Here is a 16,258-nt window from a genome sequence, read left to right as displayed (position 1 = left end):
ATCTATAAATCTTATTCAAATTTATTAGGGTTACCATCAAATGCTGCTTGAGCCACTTTTATAGAATCGGTTGGACATCCTTCTGAAGCATCTATCATATCTTCCTCAAGTTCTTCAGGTATAATCGCTGCCCCAACATTATTATCCAATAAAACGAACGCAATCCCTTCTTCATCATAATCATAAATATCCGGAGCAGAAGCACCACAAGCTCCGCAAGCAATACACGTTTCTTTATCCACGATTGTATAATTAGCCATTTTTCCTGTTCCTTCCCCTCTTAAATCTCAGCCTGTCTTTTCCTTACTCATTACCGTTCAAAAATTCCAAAATGCTCGAATTAAACTTCCTTGGATTTTCCTGGTAACACAAATGTCCGCCATCTGGAATAATCACTAGCCGGGAGTTTATTAGCTTTTCATGAATGGCTTCTGATTCCTTAATAGGAGTTACAGTATCCAACTCACCACAAACCACAAGAACAGGAACAACTATATGAGATAACATACTCATTTGATTTAGATGATAAAGTGAATATGCTACCGAACGGTATCCTGCCGGTCTTATCTGTGTCATAATCTCTTTGACTCGTGTATGGACATTTTCTGAAGCATGGGGGGATAGCAGTGCTTGTATTCTCTTTTCCGCTATCTCCTCAGTAGAAAGGTTTTCAATTGAAAATAATCGATTTTTCAATTTCGTCTCGTTCTCTTCTGGGGATAGAGCAGCAGCCCCCCTCGTCGAATCTGCTAATATAAGTTTATTAACCTTATTAGGGTACAGGCTACAGAACTCTATCGCAATTGCAGCTCCCATTGAATGGCCGAGCAGATGGATTTTTTCCAGCTTTAGCTGATCTAGCATGCCGTTCAGAATACGTGCGAACTCTTTAAAATTTCTATATTCTTCTGCTGGATCTGAACTTTTCCCATAACCCGGCGCATCCCATGCGATTACTGTATAATGCTCCTTTAATTCCTGGATTTGTTCCTTCCATGACTGTGAATTATTGCTCATACCATGCAATAATACTAAAGGTTCTCCATTACCTTCTATTTCATAATGAATACTTAAATCTTCTACTTTTACGAATGGCATACGATCAGTCCCCTTCTAAAGGTAAGTCTCTAACTCTTAAAGCACCCAAACTTGAAATAACTTTCTTAAATTAGAGAATGATTTACTATTTTTTATGCTTGAGACCCCTATAAAGAAAGTGCTTCCTTTCTTGAAGACAGGCAGGAAAAATTGCCTTACCTTCCCGTCTTACCAGCTAACATATTCAAATACCTCTCTAGCTTAGCCAAGGCCCCGCACGGACAATCCGCCGTCGCTGGAAATGACTTCACCGGTGATTGCGCGTGATTCGTCAGAAGCTAACAGTACATACGCCGCAACGTGATCTTCCGGCATCTGGGCAAGTTGAAGAATATTCCGTTTTTTAATGTTGCTTGCTTTCGTATCATTATCGACGACTTTCACAAATGGACGCAGCGGCGGAATCACCGTGAGTGCTGTCAATGTCCCCCCTGGAGCTACCGCATTTACCCGGATGGAAGGAGATAGTTCGAATGCAAGCTGGCGCATCAATCCAATTTGGGCGTGTTTGCTCGCTGTGTACCAAACACCGCCGCCATCTGGGTAAAAACTTGCACCGGACACGGTAAAAATAATATTGCCGTTTGTTTTTTTCAGTTCTTCAAGAGCAGCTTTAGCTCCGAAAAACGAGCCCTTTACGTTAATATTGAATAGGAAATCATACGCTTCGGAAAGCGCCTCGGGAGTCACATCGGCAAATTTGGCAAATCCATCGAACACGCCTGCATTCGCAACGAAGACATCTAACTTTCCGAATTGCTCAACAGTAGCTTGGACCGCTTGCTCATTGTCTTCGTATTTGCTTACATCTCCCTGATAAGTCAGGATATTTTCACCAAATTCTCCTTTCATTTTCGCTAATGTGTCTTTAGAGCGGCCGATAATGCTCACTTTTGCTCCTTCTTGTATAAAACGGCGTGTGACCGCTTCACCTATTCCAGAAGCGCCCCCTGTAATCAAAACGACTTTATCTTTTAAAGCCATGCCCATTGTCTCCACCCCTTCTGATATCTTTTAAACGTGATGAACGGTTATCCAAAGATCGGTTCCATTCAAGTTTACTTTCTTGTAGCGAGCACATAATCCTCATAAACGTTTCATATATAAAACAATGTTTCTCTTTATAAACAATTCTAAAATGTAATCGCTTCATTGTCAATGTAAGCTGTAAAAACTGAAACCATCGTTCGGGAATACGTGCCTTGTCTATATCAAGCTATGGTCATCCTTATTCCTGTGTACACGTCACTGAGTATTCAAGATTTATTGTGGTTCTCAGTAAGAATCTAGCGTCCCTTCTTACTGAGATACCCTTTTAAAAAACGTATGATATTACTTTTTTTCGCTCTCTATAAAGTTACTTTGTTTCCTGTCGTATTACTTAGGTGATATTCGGCAACTTCTTGTTTAATCATAAACAAGTACGCGACAAACCCCAGAGTGGCTGCTACAATAAGCATCGCAATGGAGGGACCAAAATCACCGCCCGACATATCGCGGCTCCACCCCATGATATAACTTGAAAATCCACCCATAATATTCGTGAATCCCATTAAACCGGCCGCACGTCCCGCTGTTTCAGGTGTTGAAAATTTGATGATGAAGAAATTGGTTAGATGAAACATTCCACCCTGAGTTCCCATGGCGAGCCCCATTGAAACCCCGGCCATAATAGGACTAGGTGCAAGAACGGCGATTGTCAAAAATACAGCTGTTAGTATGAAAAGAATCGTCGCAAGCAAACTCGGGCGTTTCGTTTTGTCCGCCAGAAATCCGCCAGCCAGGACAAATCCAAGCGCGAATAGCCATGATAATGAGGTAATCCCAGTCATTGCATCTCTTTCAAAGCCTTTGGCCTCCACGAGATAGGTAGGAAGCCAAATACTGATTCCAAAGAAAAGAAAGGACGACATCAAATTGCCAAACCAGACAATCCAATAACGATAATCCTTTGCGAAGAATTGCTTCAACTGCACATCATGCGCTTCGTCCTTTTGGCGAATATAAGAGACTTCCTCTTTACTCATGCGTGGATGTTCTTCTGGCGTATTACGAGCCAAATACAGGAACATTGGAATATTTATAAACAAGTTAAAGGCAGCGAGAGCAAAGAACGCGGCCTGCCAATGAAATGTTGAAATAATGAGGATGAGCATAACGGTACCTACTGCCGGGCCAAGGTAGTTTCCAGTAATCCAAAATGACTGTGCCCTGCCAAGCTCTAGTTTATTAAACCAATTCGATATGAATTTACCCGATATCGGGATCATCATGCCTTCCCCGATTCCGAGGATGACCCTACTAATTAAAAACATTTCGTATGAAGTGGACAGCCCTCCCATGACCATTGTCGCAGTCCATACCAGTAAACCTAAAACCGCTGTTTTCCGCGCCCCTAACTTGTCGATAATAACACCCCAAAAAATGTTGGAACAGGAGTATGAAATCATGAATATAAAGGAGATCAAGCCAATTTTCGCATTTTTATCGGGGCCAGTCAGACCAAGATCACTTAAAAATCCCGGATCGGTTTGGATAACAGAGATACCTACTTTATCAATCTGACCGAAAAACCAGAAGAAAAAAATAGGAATCGCAATGTACAACCATCTTTTTTGACCTTGTAACATGTTATTTCCCCCTTATAACAGGCTCATTTGAATGCGCTTTCATGATTTTCGATACAAAATGGCTATCATGCTATCAAACTTCACCAACTCCCTCTTTCAAAAGATAGCAGTAACTATCGTTTCGTATAAAAAACATTGTTACCGATATTTAATGTTATATTGAATTTTCTTAATAGTCAATAATATTCAGAATAATATTTTCCACAGAAAAACTAGTTTTATATACAAAACTAAATAAGGGATTGTTTCGATGAAAACAACCTGAAACAATACCTTACCCATCGATCACCTAAAACCAAATAACGTTTCTGCAAATCCTAGTACCTAAGGTAATGCAACTCCATAATTATTTGAAACTTCATTATCTGCAACAATAAAATGTCCATCATGGGACTGAAGCGCTACTAAGTCTATTTCCGTTCAAGTAAAGAGTTTTAACCTGGAATAGTATGGGGTTTTCTGTCCATCACCCCAACTTATGCTGCCGCTTGAGGTGAATGAGGCATACAATTCATGAACCGCCAACCAACTATTCCTTAGACAGGTAAACTCAACATTGAAGAATGATCATTCGGTTGCCGTCGTCCCTTTTATAACGATTCTTTATAAATATATAAAAATTAACTATTTTTATTATTTTTCACTCAATGTTAGCATTTTGTTATACGTTATTTGAAAGGATGAGAGATGAATGACTATCCAATACTCTGAATTCGCAGTATTCGGGCTCGGTCCCATCGGAATTGAAATTCTTCGCAGTGCTTATCAAACGAATCCTCAATCGATTATCGGTGTTGTCGATATTGATCCCGAAAAGGTAGGGATGGATATTGGCTTCCTCATCAATGAAAAGGAAACGAACAAGTGTGTAGTTCCTCATATCCAGGAAGTAAATACTGAAGCTGACCACCCTATCGCCCTACATGCAACCGGTTCCAATGCACAACAAGTATGGCCCCAAATCAAAGAGCTGATAGATCACGGTTTTTCAGTGGTTTCCACCTGTGAACAGCTTTCCTTCCCTTGGCATCGCTACCCTTTACTTTCAAAGGAAATAGATGATTATGCTAAAGCAAAAGGACTTAGTGTCATCGGGACCGGAATCAATCCAGGGTACATCATGGATACTATGGCCATTTCTTTTACAACAGTATTGACCACAGTTAACCAAATTAAGGTCATTCGTAAAGTTGATGTTTCGAAAAGGCGCCTCCCTTTACAAAAAAAGGTCGGAATAGGGATGACCAGAGAAGAGTTTGAATTTTTAGCCCAACGGAATGAAATTGGGCATGTAGGTCTTGAGGAGTCTGTAAGGTTAATCGCTTATGGGCTGAATTGGAAACTTTCAAGTGTTGTCAATACCATTGAACCAACGATTGCAAGCGAAAATATGACCGTTCCGCTAACTACCTTAAAACGAGGGGATGTTATGGGGCTTCATCAAATTTCCACAGGCAAGACTGTGGCTGGAAAGGAAATTTCCTTGGATTTAACGATGTCTGCAGATATTAAACAGGAAGATGAAATCGTTATTGAGGGGAACGAAACTCAAAGGCTGATTGTTCCAAACGGCATTTTTGGAGATACTGCAACCGCAGCAATGATCATCAATACCGCTAAGCAAATTGATGCACTCCGTAAACCAGGTTTACTTACAATGGCTGATATTGGGGTGCCTAGAAATATAAATCAATCACACTATGTGCGTATTTAATGGCTGACTAACAAACTTGCGATAAAGTATTACGATATAGGAAAAGGTGAACCCCTAATGGTTCACCCTTTCGTTTTGGTTCAGCTGGGCATGCCAACATGACAAAAAAACCACCATAAGAGGTGGCTTTACTTCCTATTTGTAGTATGCAGGAATCCACTATCTTATGTAAGTTATCTTATTTCAGAAAAATATATTCCGAAAATGAAATGATTTTTCTATTTTCATTAATATGTTTAAGGACCAAGTTTCACGGAAATGGCTTTTGCAGCTTTCGTTACTTTGTCAATCAATACAGGCAAGCGATCATCCTGAAATCTTGCTTCAATCCCAGCGACACTAATACCAGCCACTATTTCACCTTTACCATTGAGTATCGGTGCACTCACCGCTTTTGTATAATCCTCAAGTTCTGATGAAGTTATCGTGTAACCATTCGATCTCGCTTCATCCATTGCATGACGGAGTATAGTTTTATCCGTAATCGTTCCCATGGCGATTGGTTTTAATTGGATGTTTTCCAAATAATTTTCACGCTCTTCTTGAGGCAAAAATGCTAGGATGATTCGAGAATCGCCAGCGTACAATGGCGAACGCCTTCCAATGGATGTATAAAGTCGAACAGGTTGCAGGGTGTCCACCTTTTCAATATACATCGCTTCATCCTTATCCCTCACAATTAAATTCACTGCTTCTTCAACATCATCCCGTAGGTCTTTCATGATCGGATAGGAGATTGACCTGATATCCAAACGCTCCCCTACCAGTTGACCAAACTGCAGGAATATCAATCCAAGTGAATAGTGCCCATCATTGTCCTTTGTTAGAAACCCCATTTCCTCCAAAGATCCCACCATACGGTGTAACGACGTTTTCGGCAAATTGGAAAGTTCCATCATTTCATTAAAGGTCAGTTTTGGATGATTTATGAAAAGGGTTAGGATTTGCATGGATTTCACGACCGTTTTGTTATGTGCCTGCATACTATGTCTCCTTTCATGATACATGTTTTCCTTAACTATCATTCTATTATAAAATATGGATGAAAGGATATAATGCCTTCAATAAAATATATATTTTAGCGCGAAAAAAAAAAGAAAGCACTCTTTAAGAGTACTTTCTCATCGTTTGCGTTCTTTTAATAAGCGATTATATATCCAGCCATTTGTTCAGGGCCAATGAAATCGAAACTTTCAATTCCCTCAATTGCCGTTCTTTTTGAAGGAACAGCTGTTCAGCCTCATTTAAGTTCACTCGTGAGAACTGAATCGATTCCCCTGGTTTAACCTGAGCGATAATTGGTAAATCCGCCGTAATCACCTGAGCTATCTTAGGATATCCGCCCGTTGTTTGGCTATCTGAAAGGAGGATGATCGGATTTCCATCTGGCGGAACCTGAACGGACCCATTTGTGACCGCTTCGGATAATAACTCCCCATTTTCCTTTAATTTCAGTGAAGGGCCCGATATTCTATATCCCATGCGGTCGGATTGATTGGATACTTTAAATACTCCCTCTACAAAACTATCTTTACTTGAATCTGTGAAATATTCATATTGGCTTCCATCGATGAAACGGATGAGAGGTTTTCCTCCTGGCATGAACTCCTTCTCATTGACAAACCACTTTGGGAAGGAAAATGAACCTTTGAACGTTCGATCATCAAGATTCTTCGAAGGTTCATTAAACTCCAAGACATCGTCAGCCTTTAATGCCCTCCCCATATAGCCGCCGATCCCAGCCCTTAGATATGTGCTTTTACTCTCCATAATTTCAGGAATAGCAAAGCCTCCCGCTACAGTTAAGTACGCCCTGCAACCTGATTTACACCCTTCAAACCGAAGAATCGATCCATTTTTCACAAGAATCGGCTTCCACATCGGTACCACCTTATTATCAAGTGTAGGTGATAAATTCCCACCTGTTATCGAAATCAGGCAATTTTTCTCTACTTTAATGGTCGGGCCCATTAATGTAATTTCCAAGGCCGCTTCTCCTTCTTCATTGCCAACCAACATATTGGCAATTCGTAAAGAATGTGCATCCATCGCCCCGCTTACAATCACCCCATGTTGCTTGAATCCTTTTCTTCCAAGATCCTGTATACTGGTCAATAATCCCGGTTTGATTACGCGCAGGCTCACTGTACCCCCTCCTTAAGAATCATTTCTTTATATTCTTGATCCGTAATCGGATGGAACTTCACAATGTCCCCTGCTTGTAATAGACTTGGAGGATTTACATTTGGTAAAAATAGTTTGGTTGGCGTTTGTCCGATCAATTGCCATCCACCAGGCGTTGATATGGGATATACTCCCGTTTGCATACCCGCAATCCCTACTGCCCCTGCCGGAATGGTCATTCGGGGAGAGGAACGCCTAGGTGTCGCGATGTTCTCTGAAAGTCCGCCAAGAAACGGGAAACCCGGTGCGAACCCAATCATATAAGCTAAATATTCACCGGTTGAATGAATATGAATGACTTCATCAGTAGTCAAATCATTATAGCGTGCAACATATTCCAAATCGGGTCCATATCCATTCCCATAGCACACGGGAATGGTAACCGTTCGATGTACCAGATTTTTATCTTCTTTTAAATCCTGTAATTTCATTTCCAAGATGGAACGGACCACTTCAAAGGGAGATATGGTTTCATTACCATTACTTTTATTTTGTTCCTTATAAATAACGAGTGGATCATAAAAAACCGTCAAATTGGTATAAGCCGGTACACATTCTATAAACCCTGCAAAAGGTTCATCTTCCAGCAAATCCTTTAACAATTTTATTTTTTTGTGAACGCTGTATTCCATTCCATTCCCGAATGTTATCACGATTGCGGAATCGCCTAATGGAGAAAGTGTACATGCAGTTTTTTTCAAAAGCTTTTCCGGCATAGGAATCATCTCTTTCTGTCAGTTATAAAACTCCTAATTTTTCATCACGAATGTCCGTTATGAACATATGTCCAGGTGCATGCGTGATCATGATCTCCGGTTTAGTTTCCATAGCAATGGATTGAGGTGTTACACCACATGCCCAAAATACTGGGACTTCCCCTTCACGAATCGTTACTGGATCACCAAAATCCGGATGCTGAATGCTGTAAACACCGATCGCTTCAGGGTCGCCAATATGGATTGGAGCGCCATGAACGGCCGGAAACCGCGATGTCACTTGAGCTGCCCTCACCACATCCTTTTGTGGAATCGGCCTCATGCTAGCCACCATTTTCCCATGAAAAATCCCTGCTTCAATACAAGGGATATTGGTTTTATACATTGGTACATTGGATCCCTCTTCAATATGACGAATCGATATATCATTATTTAAAAGGGCGTGTTCGAATGTAAAGCTGCACCCGATTAGAAATCCAACCATATCATCTTCCCAGTAGTTTGAGATATCCGTTACTTCTTCCATTAATTCTCCATATTTATAGACCCTATATTTAGGAATATCAGTGCGAATATCCCCAGACTTTGCCGCAAACACGGGAATGGGTGAACCAATTTCCGTAACGTCCAGCAATGGACAGGATTTAGGGTTACGCTGACAGAATAATAAGAAATCAAAAGCATGCTCTTTTTTTAAGATGGCTAAGTTCGCTTGTGCATAACCGTTAGCCATGCCGGCTGTCGGCTTTATCAATTCGTTGTTTCGGATCATTGAACGCAACTCAGCCGGGGTAGCTTGAGAAAGGTCGATCATTCGTATTCATCTCCTATTGCAAACTGGCAGCCATTGATAAACTGGCACGCCACTTCCACCTTTATTTATTGGATTTTCATTAATCATTAAAAAAGTGCGGGCAGTTGTTTCATTAATGTATATACACCCATTAACGCCATGATGACTACCACGAATACACCGGAAATCGTTAACCATAACGGATGCTTATATTCACCCACGATGTTTTTCCTATATGCGGCAATTAGCAATGTACCAAGAGCAATCGGTAAAATCAGTCCGTTAATGGCCCCAACTACAAGCAGTACTTTAACCGGTTGACCAATCAATAGAAAGCAAATGGTTGATAAGGCTATAAAGCCAATGATTATCCAGTTTGCCTTATTATTTATCTTTTCGCTGAAAGTTCTGATAAATGAAACCGAAGTATATGCCGCACCAACAACAGACGTGATCGCGGCAGCCCACATGACGACACCGAAGATTTTATATCCTATATCACCTGCAGCGAGTTGAAAAACGGATGCTGCAGGGTTATCCGGATTAATTTGTAAACCTTTCGATACAACACCAAGTACCGCCAGAAATAAGGCAACGCGCATGACCGTCGTTATCAGGATCCCCATTACCGAACTCTTCGTGACCTGTGGCAATGAGTCTACGCCTTTCACGCCTGCATCCAATAGACGATGGCCTCCTGCAAAAGTAATATAGCCGCCAACAGATCCGCCCACTAATGTAACGATCGCGATGATATCGATTTTATCAGGGGCAAAGGTCTTCACTACCGCTTCCCCTACAGGAGGAGAGGTTGTCCAAGCAACGTAAATCATCAAACAAATCATAAAAAATCCGGCGATTTGCGTAAAGCGGTCCATCGCTTTTCCTGCTTCTTTCACTACAAAAATCAATACGGCGATGACTGCGCTTATTGCCGCCCCCGTAGTTGGTGATATTCCCGTCATCGCATTTAGACCTAAACCGGCTCCTGCGATATTTCCAATATTAAATGCCAGCCCGCCCATGACGATCAATGCTGCCAGTACATAACCCAGTCCAGGAAGGACCATGTTTGCAATCTCTTGACCCCGCTTTTCGGATACAGCAATAATCCGCCATACATTTGTTTGGGCAAATATATCAAGAATGACCGAAATAAGGATAACAAAACCGAAACTTGCTGCAAGGCTTTGGGTATAAACGGTCGTTTGCATTAAAAAACCTGGTCCTATTGCCGATGTTGCCATTAGGAATGCTGCACCTAACAATAAAGTGCGGTTCGTTTTTGGCTTAGTCAAATTCTGTTTCTGTGCTGTTGTATTTTTGATTGGCTTCAATGGAATCTTCCTCCTGATTGTTTAGTTTTTTTCAAGAAAAGGACTTGACTGTTATTTCAGATAATTGCAAAGATTCCCTAACATGCCGTGCAAAGGATAAAGCATGTGCCCCGTCCCCGTGAATACAAATGGTATCTGCTTTTAATGCCACATCTGTGCCTTGCTGGGACAGTACCTTCCCTTCCTTCACCATGCGAATGACTTGGGCAACGGCAACATCATCGTTTTCAATCAGTGCGTCCTTTTTCAATCGGGAAGTCAAAGAACCATCATGTTGGTAGGTACGATCGGCAAATACTTCACTCCCTGTTTGCAATCCGATAGCCTGTCCGGCGCGTATTAATTCACTGCCCGACAAACCAAATAAGATAAGCTCGGGATTCACTTTATACACCGCTTCGGCAATGGCCATGGATAACTCCTTGTTCTTTGCGGCCATATTGTACAATGCCCCATGTGGTTTCACATGCTGCATACTTCCGCCTTCGGATTGCAGGAAGCCATTTAATGCTCCAATTTGATAGACGACAATATCATAAGCTTCCTGTGGTGAAATATTCATATTGCGTCTGCCAAATCCTATTAAATCCTGTAAACCTGGGTGGGCTCCGATTTTGATATTTTTCCCTAAAGCAAGCTGAACCGTTTTTCTCATGACTGTCGGATCACCAGCGTGGAATCCACATGCTACATTGACAGATGTTACATAATCTAAAATTTCTTGATCATTACCCATCCGGTAAGCGCCAAAACTTTCTCCTAAATCACAATTCAAATCAACCGTGTTCATACTACCCTCTCCTTAAATTACGGAAATTTTAGTAAACCTATAAAAATATGTAAGTACTCTTTCAATCATCCAAATGCATAATTCCGAAATTCGGAACCTCGGTTTCATATTTCGGAATATTCTAATTCTAGCATATTTTAATTATTTCGACAATATTTTGTTAGAAAACCTAACATTGCAGTTTGTTAAAAAAAGCCGTTGTTTCCTATGAAAGGGAGCAACGGCCATGATTACAGCTTTTAAGTTTAGAGTATTAATTCAAAACCGGTTAATCGAAAACAATGAAATATCTTCCTTGGTCGTACCGGAGATAATCAGTCACTCAAAATTTCTCCCATGACACTGCTGAATTTAAAACCGTGTCCAGAGAAACCTGCCGCTATAGCAATATGTGGATAATAAGGATGTTTATCCACTATAAAATGCTCATCAGGGGTCATGGTGTAGATGCAAGTTTTCCCATATTTCATTTTTTGATCAGCAGGCATATATTGCCCTAAAAACCTCATCAAATCACCCTCATCCTCATCCATTTCACCAAAACCTTTGATACAGCCATCAGGATTGATCCTCTTTCCTCCATCATGTCTCCCTATTTTCAGTCCAGAACCATTTATACTAGGAAAGCCATAGTATGTACCAACTGAAGTATCAAAAGTGAAAGCCGGAAAATCATTATGATTATATAATTTTTCATTTGCATGAAACCAAGCAAATGTTTTTCTGATGGGTTCCAGCGGGAGATTCAAATCCAACATCGCCAATATTTTCGGTGCCCACGCCCCAACTGCAACCACTAAAGATTCCGAGTGGAATGTCTGTTCATCCGTTATAACCGTGACCCCGTTACTATGAGCAACTATCTTCCTTACTTCACTGTTTACAATGAAGTCCGCACCATGGGATTTCGCAAGTTGTTGATACGCCCTTAAGCACTCTTCACTTTTCAACACGCCCGAAGTCGATTCATAGCATCCAATGTAGTCTTCCGGCAGTGTTATTCCAGGCCATCTATCATGAATTTCATGGTAATCCAAGATTTCCATAGGTAACCCATATTCGTTTGAACCCGCTATCACTTGCTTAATGAAATTGGAATTTTGGCTTCCAGCATTCAGGACACCCGTTGGAAGAAATACTTGTTGACCCGAAATTCTTTCCAATTCACCCCAAAGCTTTTGTGATTTAAGTGCCAAAGAAACATACTCCCTGCCTTCACCATAAGCATGCCTAATAATTCTTGTTTCCCCATGATGGCTGCCCTTATTATGAGGAGGGGCAAAGGAATCCAATAATAATACTTTTTGTCCATTTTTTGATAGATAATAACCTGAAGACATTCCCATGGATCCAGCTCCAATTACAATTACATCATAATGCATGTTTCATCCCTCCTCCTTTAAATATGGTCCTTCATTTTAAAAAAAGGAAGCCATTTTACTTATAAAATAAAGTAAAACAGCTTCCACATGGTTTTAGAACTCTATTTCCCCGATCGCCGTTTCAACGAACTTCACTATTTCCCCTTCATGAATTTGCCTATATATCGCCTCAATGTCAGGATGGAAAAAGCGGTCTTCTTCTACCATAGGGACTTCGCTCCGAACTAAATGATATACCCCCTCCGTAACCGGTGACGGTTTCAAAGGCAGATGAAAATCCATTGCTTGCGTTGCCGTCATCAGTTCAATGGCTAATATATATTCAAGTTTCTTCGAAATCCGATAGGCTTTCCTCGAAGCAAAATAGGCAAAACTTATTACGTCTTCTTGATTTGCACATGTTGGGATATTATCTATAGTGGCTGGATGCGAGAGCACCCTGATTTCATTCAATAGCCCGGCAGCTGTATATTGCGGAATCATGTAGCCACTATTCAAACCTGGATTGACCACTAAGAAATTAGGTAATTCACTAAGGTGATGGTTTACAAGGCGATCTATTCTGCGTTCTGTTATTTTTGCTAAGTTTGCTAACGCTATGGATATCGCATCCGCATAAATCCCAACAAATGAACCATCAAAATTCCCAGCCATCATGCCAATTCCATCTTCCTCTTCCGGAAAAATCAGAGGATTGTCACTTACGGAGTTCATTTCATTCTCGATTGATACAGCAGCGTCTTTCAATACTTTTTTTATGGCTCCATGGACTTGTGGAATGCATCGTAAGCTAAGTGCATCTTGTAATCTGTGTTCCTTGTATGTATCAATGATTTGGCTGCCTTCAAGAACCCTTGATACATTTCTGGCTGTCTTGGCCTGTTCCTCATGTTTTTTCAATGAGTGGGGACGGGGATCAAATGCTTTTATAGTACCTTTCAGCACTTCTAAGGACATAGCTCCCGTAATGTCAGCGGTTTTCGCCGCCTGCATGCTATTGTATAAAGCAAGGACAGCCATGGCGGTGACGGAAGTAGTCCCGCTTGTAAGTGCCAAACCTTCTTTAGCACCCAACGTAACAGGTGCTAATCCCGCTTTCCCCAAAGCTTCCATGCCAGGCATGAGCTCATCTTCATACCATGCCTTCCCCTCACCCATCACCACTAAGGCCATGTGGGCTTCAGGAGAAAGATAACCCACTGACCCATCACCTGGAACAAACGGAATGATATCGTGATTTAATAGTGAAGCAATTAGATTTAATACCTGTAAACGAACTCCTGAATACCCTTGGCCTAAATTCACTAGTATCATCAATTGAATGGCCCTTACGACTTCTTTTTCAAGAGTTTCCCCAACAGAAACGGCATGTGAACGAACAATATTCCGTTGAAGGGTTTCGGCGTCCTTTGGAGAAATCACCTCGGTCATATTACTGCCAAAACCCGTAGTTACACCATAAATCAATCGATTTTCATCTAAAAACTTGTCTATTAAGCTACGTGATTTATTCACCCTATCACAATATGTTTGTGTAAAGGAAACCATCGCCCCATATCTTGCAACCGCAATTACCTCTTCGATTGAGATTTCACCATCACCTAGTACAACCTCTTTGATATCCTTCGGTTGTAAACAATCGGCAGTTGTCATCCTTATACAGCTCCTCTCCTATGAATTATCTAGAAGGAGAAAAAAGTTTTGGTCCTTCTCATTTAATTGCTGGAAGTTAATCTTATGTTATTTTTTCATTTTCTGTAAAGGGAATTTCGGTTACCTTCGGAGAATTCTCCGTTTCTAACAATGGGTCACTTGCTTCATGTAATGAAAGATTCTTCGTTTCAGGAGCCCAGGCGATCGATACGATCAGGCCCACCAGCAGAATGGCTGCCATTCCTGCCATTGAGGCACTTAATCCGAATGAACTTAAAGATACAGGCAGCAGAAATGTTCCAATCGCAGAACCAATCCGACTAATTGCCGTAACCATCCCTATTCCCGAGCCGCGGATTTCAGTTGGAAAAAGCTCTGCTGGGTATACTAGTGTAAGGTTCGATGCTGCTGACATGAAAAAAGTAAAGATCAAGAAGGCTAACAACATTAAGAATTGAGAACCATTGTGCAAGAAGCTGAGTGAAAACAATGAAACGGTAAGGATCGTGAAAGCCCCGATGGTAAATCCTCTACGAGAAAATTTTGCAAGCAGCCATAGGCCCGCAATTGCCCCAACAAGCAAGAATAGATTTAACATGGTATCGGCAAAAAAGTTCTGTTCAAAACCCATTGTACCAAGTATGGAAGGAAGGAAAGTGTAAATGGCAAAGTATGGAATAACAAGAGTCAATTTGAATATTCCCCCAAAAGCCAAACGCTTACGGAGCCTTTTACTGAAAAGCCCACGAAATCCCAGTGTCTTTTGATTTTCCGTGCCAGTCGTCGTTTCTCCCATTTCAACGTTCGATCCAAGGTGTTTTTTTACGATCTGGCGAGCTTCTTCGACACGCCCCATGCTGACAAGCCACCTTGGTGATTCAGGCGTCCCTATTCTTAAGATTAAAACCACAATTGCCGGAATGGCTGCGCTGACAAGCATCCAACGCCATGAGTCTGAACCAACTTGGCCCAAGTAATGACCAACAAAGTTGGATGCAACATATCCAAGCGTCCACACCACGTTTATAGACGCGAGGAGCGAGGAGCGATACTTTTTGGGAGAAAACTCGGCAAGCAAAGTCGTACCTACAGCGTAATCCCCTCCAAGTCCAAAACCAATCAGCAACCGTAAAATAAAAAGCTCTTCCGGGCTGCTAACAAAAAATTGTAAAATGGTAGCAACCGTGATGAGTAAAAAGTTTACGAGAAAGATTTTCTGTCTGCCTACACGGTCAGAAAGTCTTCCAAGTATTAAAGATCCCGCAAACAGGCCGATTAAAGCAGAGCTGCCGATCAGCCCTGTCCACAATGAATTCATATTCATCTGAGGCCCGAATACTGTCAGGGCCATCGCAATGATCCCTAGAGAATAGCCATCACAAAAGCTGGAACCGAATGTGAGTCCTGCAATTCGAAAATGAAACCTATTAAATGGGGCATCGTCAATCGTGAATTTTTGTTCGTTCAAAGAATCTCCTCCATTTTTTGATTTATCAGATATATTGATTCAAAAAAACACTAGAACTGTAACACGCCGTGAGTGGCGAAGAAATTGACTGGAACGATTAAGCTTAATACTATAAAAAAATTGAGCAAAGAATATTATGAAATATACTCTTTTTATAAACTATATCAAATCATTCTGCCTTTCAATTTCTATCTAATATATGAAAATATAGTTTAAGATTCAATCAATTGTTTATCATTGAAATAAATGACTTGACTAAGGATTTTACAGCCTTCCATTACCTCAAATTTATCCCTTGCTTCCTTTTCTTGCTAAACTCAAACATTTTTATGCCATTTTTCGAATGGATAGTGATTACCCACATAAAATTCCCTCCATATGGAGATTCATTTCCACATTTCCCTTAATACACTTTCATCTAATTTCACTGTAAAGCAGTAAAGTTTTTAAGGCTGCCAATGGGTAGGATGATAAACCACCATCCTACTATTCA

14 protein-coding genes are annotated in these 16,258 nt (G+C 41.0%); 1 reads left to right on the top strand and 13 read right to left on the bottom strand.

Annotated features, from left to right (window positions below; genetic code table 11):
- Positions 1 to 11: 11 nt before the first annotated feature.
- The 4 genes from J7I90_RS00800 to J7I90_RS00785 all read right to left on the bottom strand — a co-directional run bounded on the left by J7I90_RS00800 (position 12) and on the right by J7I90_RS00785 (position 3,728).
- Positions 12 to 260: a ferredoxin gene (locus J7I90_RS00800; RefSeq protein WP_214767877.1), complete on the bottom strand. Its 249-nt coding sequence runs from the start codon at positions 258 to 260 to the stop codon at positions 12 to 14.
- A gap of 43 nt (positions 261 to 303) precedes the next feature.
- Complete coding sequence (locus J7I90_RS00795) at positions 304 to 1,098, bottom strand: alpha/beta fold hydrolase (protein ID WP_214767875.1); 795 nt, start codon at positions 1,096 to 1,098, stop codon at positions 304 to 306.
- A 201-nt stretch (positions 1,099 to 1,299) separates the two neighbouring features.
- Positions 1,300 to 2,088, bottom strand: coding sequence for an SDR family NAD(P)-dependent oxidoreductase (locus tag J7I90_RS00790; protein ID WP_251025030.1), 789 nt, complete (start codon positions 2,086 to 2,088; stop codon positions 1,300 to 1,302).
- A 359-nt stretch (positions 2,089 to 2,447) separates the two neighbouring features.
- Positions 2,448 to 3,728, bottom strand: a complete 1,281-nt coding sequence (locus J7I90_RS00785; RefSeq protein WP_214767872.1) for an MFS transporter — start codon at positions 3,726 to 3,728, stop codon at positions 2,448 to 2,450.
- 691 nt (positions 3,729 to 4,419) lie between these two features.
- Between J7I90_RS00785 and J7I90_RS00780 the strand changes: the two genes are divergently transcribed.
- Positions 4,420 to 5,442, top strand: a complete 1,023-nt coding sequence (locus J7I90_RS00780; RefSeq protein WP_214767869.1) for a hypothetical protein — start codon at positions 4,420 to 4,422, stop codon at positions 5,440 to 5,442.
- 236 nt (positions 5,443 to 5,678) lie between these two features.
- Here J7I90_RS00780 and J7I90_RS00775 read toward each other — a convergent pair whose 3' ends face one another.
- The 9 genes from J7I90_RS00775 to J7I90_RS00735 all read right to left on the bottom strand — a co-directional run bounded on the left by J7I90_RS00775 (position 5,679) and on the right by J7I90_RS00735 (position 15,765).
- Complete coding sequence (locus J7I90_RS00775; protein ID WP_214767866.1) at positions 5,679 to 6,425, bottom strand: IclR family transcriptional regulator; 747 nt, start codon at positions 6,423 to 6,425, stop codon at positions 5,679 to 5,681.
- A gap of 166 nt (positions 6,426 to 6,591) precedes the next feature.
- On the bottom strand, positions 6,592 to 7,587 hold the full coding sequence (locus tag J7I90_RS00770) for a 5-oxoprolinase subunit C family protein (protein ID WP_311315211.1): 996 nt from the start codon (positions 7,585 to 7,587) through the stop codon (positions 6,592 to 6,594).
- Complete coding sequence (gene pxpB, locus J7I90_RS00765) at positions 7,584 to 8,342, bottom strand: 5-oxoprolinase subunit PxpB (RefSeq protein ID WP_214767863.1); 759 nt, start codon at positions 8,340 to 8,342, stop codon at positions 7,584 to 7,586. The genes J7I90_RS00770 and pxpB overlap by 4 nt, the downstream gene beginning before the upstream one ends.
- A gap of 22 nt (positions 8,343 to 8,364) precedes the next feature.
- A complete protein-coding gene (locus J7I90_RS00760) occupies positions 8,365 to 9,156 on the bottom strand; it encodes a putative hydro-lyase (protein WP_214767848.1) in 792 nt (263 codons plus the stop codon).
- Positions 9,157 to 9,242: 86 nt separating this feature from the next.
- Complete coding sequence (locus tag J7I90_RS00755) at positions 9,243 to 10,382, bottom strand: NRAMP family divalent metal transporter (RefSeq protein ID WP_214768380.1); 1,140 nt, start codon at positions 10,380 to 10,382, stop codon at positions 9,243 to 9,245.
- Positions 10,383 to 10,503: 121 nt separating this feature from the next.
- Positions 10,504 to 11,262 carry a 5-oxoprolinase subunit PxpA gene (gene pxpA, locus J7I90_RS00750; RefSeq protein WP_214767845.1) on the bottom strand — a complete coding sequence of 253 codons (759 nt, stop codon included), beginning with the start codon at positions 11,260 to 11,262 and terminating at the stop codon, positions 10,504 to 10,506.
- A 314-nt stretch (positions 11,263 to 11,576) separates the two neighbouring features.
- On the bottom strand, positions 11,577 to 12,644 hold the full coding sequence (solA, locus tag J7I90_RS00745) for an N-methyl-L-tryptophan oxidase (RefSeq protein ID WP_214767828.1): 1,068 nt from the start codon (positions 12,642 to 12,644) through the stop codon (positions 11,577 to 11,579).
- 93 nt (positions 12,645 to 12,737) lie between these two features.
- Positions 12,738 to 14,297 (bottom strand): histidine ammonia-lyase, encoded by a 1,560-nt coding sequence (gene hutH / locus J7I90_RS00740; protein ID WP_214767825.1) that lies wholly within the window; start codon positions 14,295 to 14,297, stop codon positions 12,738 to 12,740.
- 82 nt (positions 14,298 to 14,379) lie between these two features.
- Positions 14,380 to 15,765, bottom strand: coding sequence for an MFS transporter (locus J7I90_RS00735; RefSeq protein ID WP_214767822.1), 1,386 nt, complete (start codon positions 15,763 to 15,765; stop codon positions 14,380 to 14,382).
- Positions 15,766 to 16,258: the final 493 nt, after the last annotated feature.

The sequence above is a fragment of the Bacillus sp. ISL-57 genome (genome assembly GCF_018613135.1).
GTDB lineage: Bacteria > Bacillota > Bacilli > Bacillales > DSM-1321 > Peribacillus > Peribacillus frigoritolerans.
The sequence above is the reverse complement of the archived record's forward strand: the minus strand, read 5'-3'. Positions and strand labels throughout refer to the sequence as shown.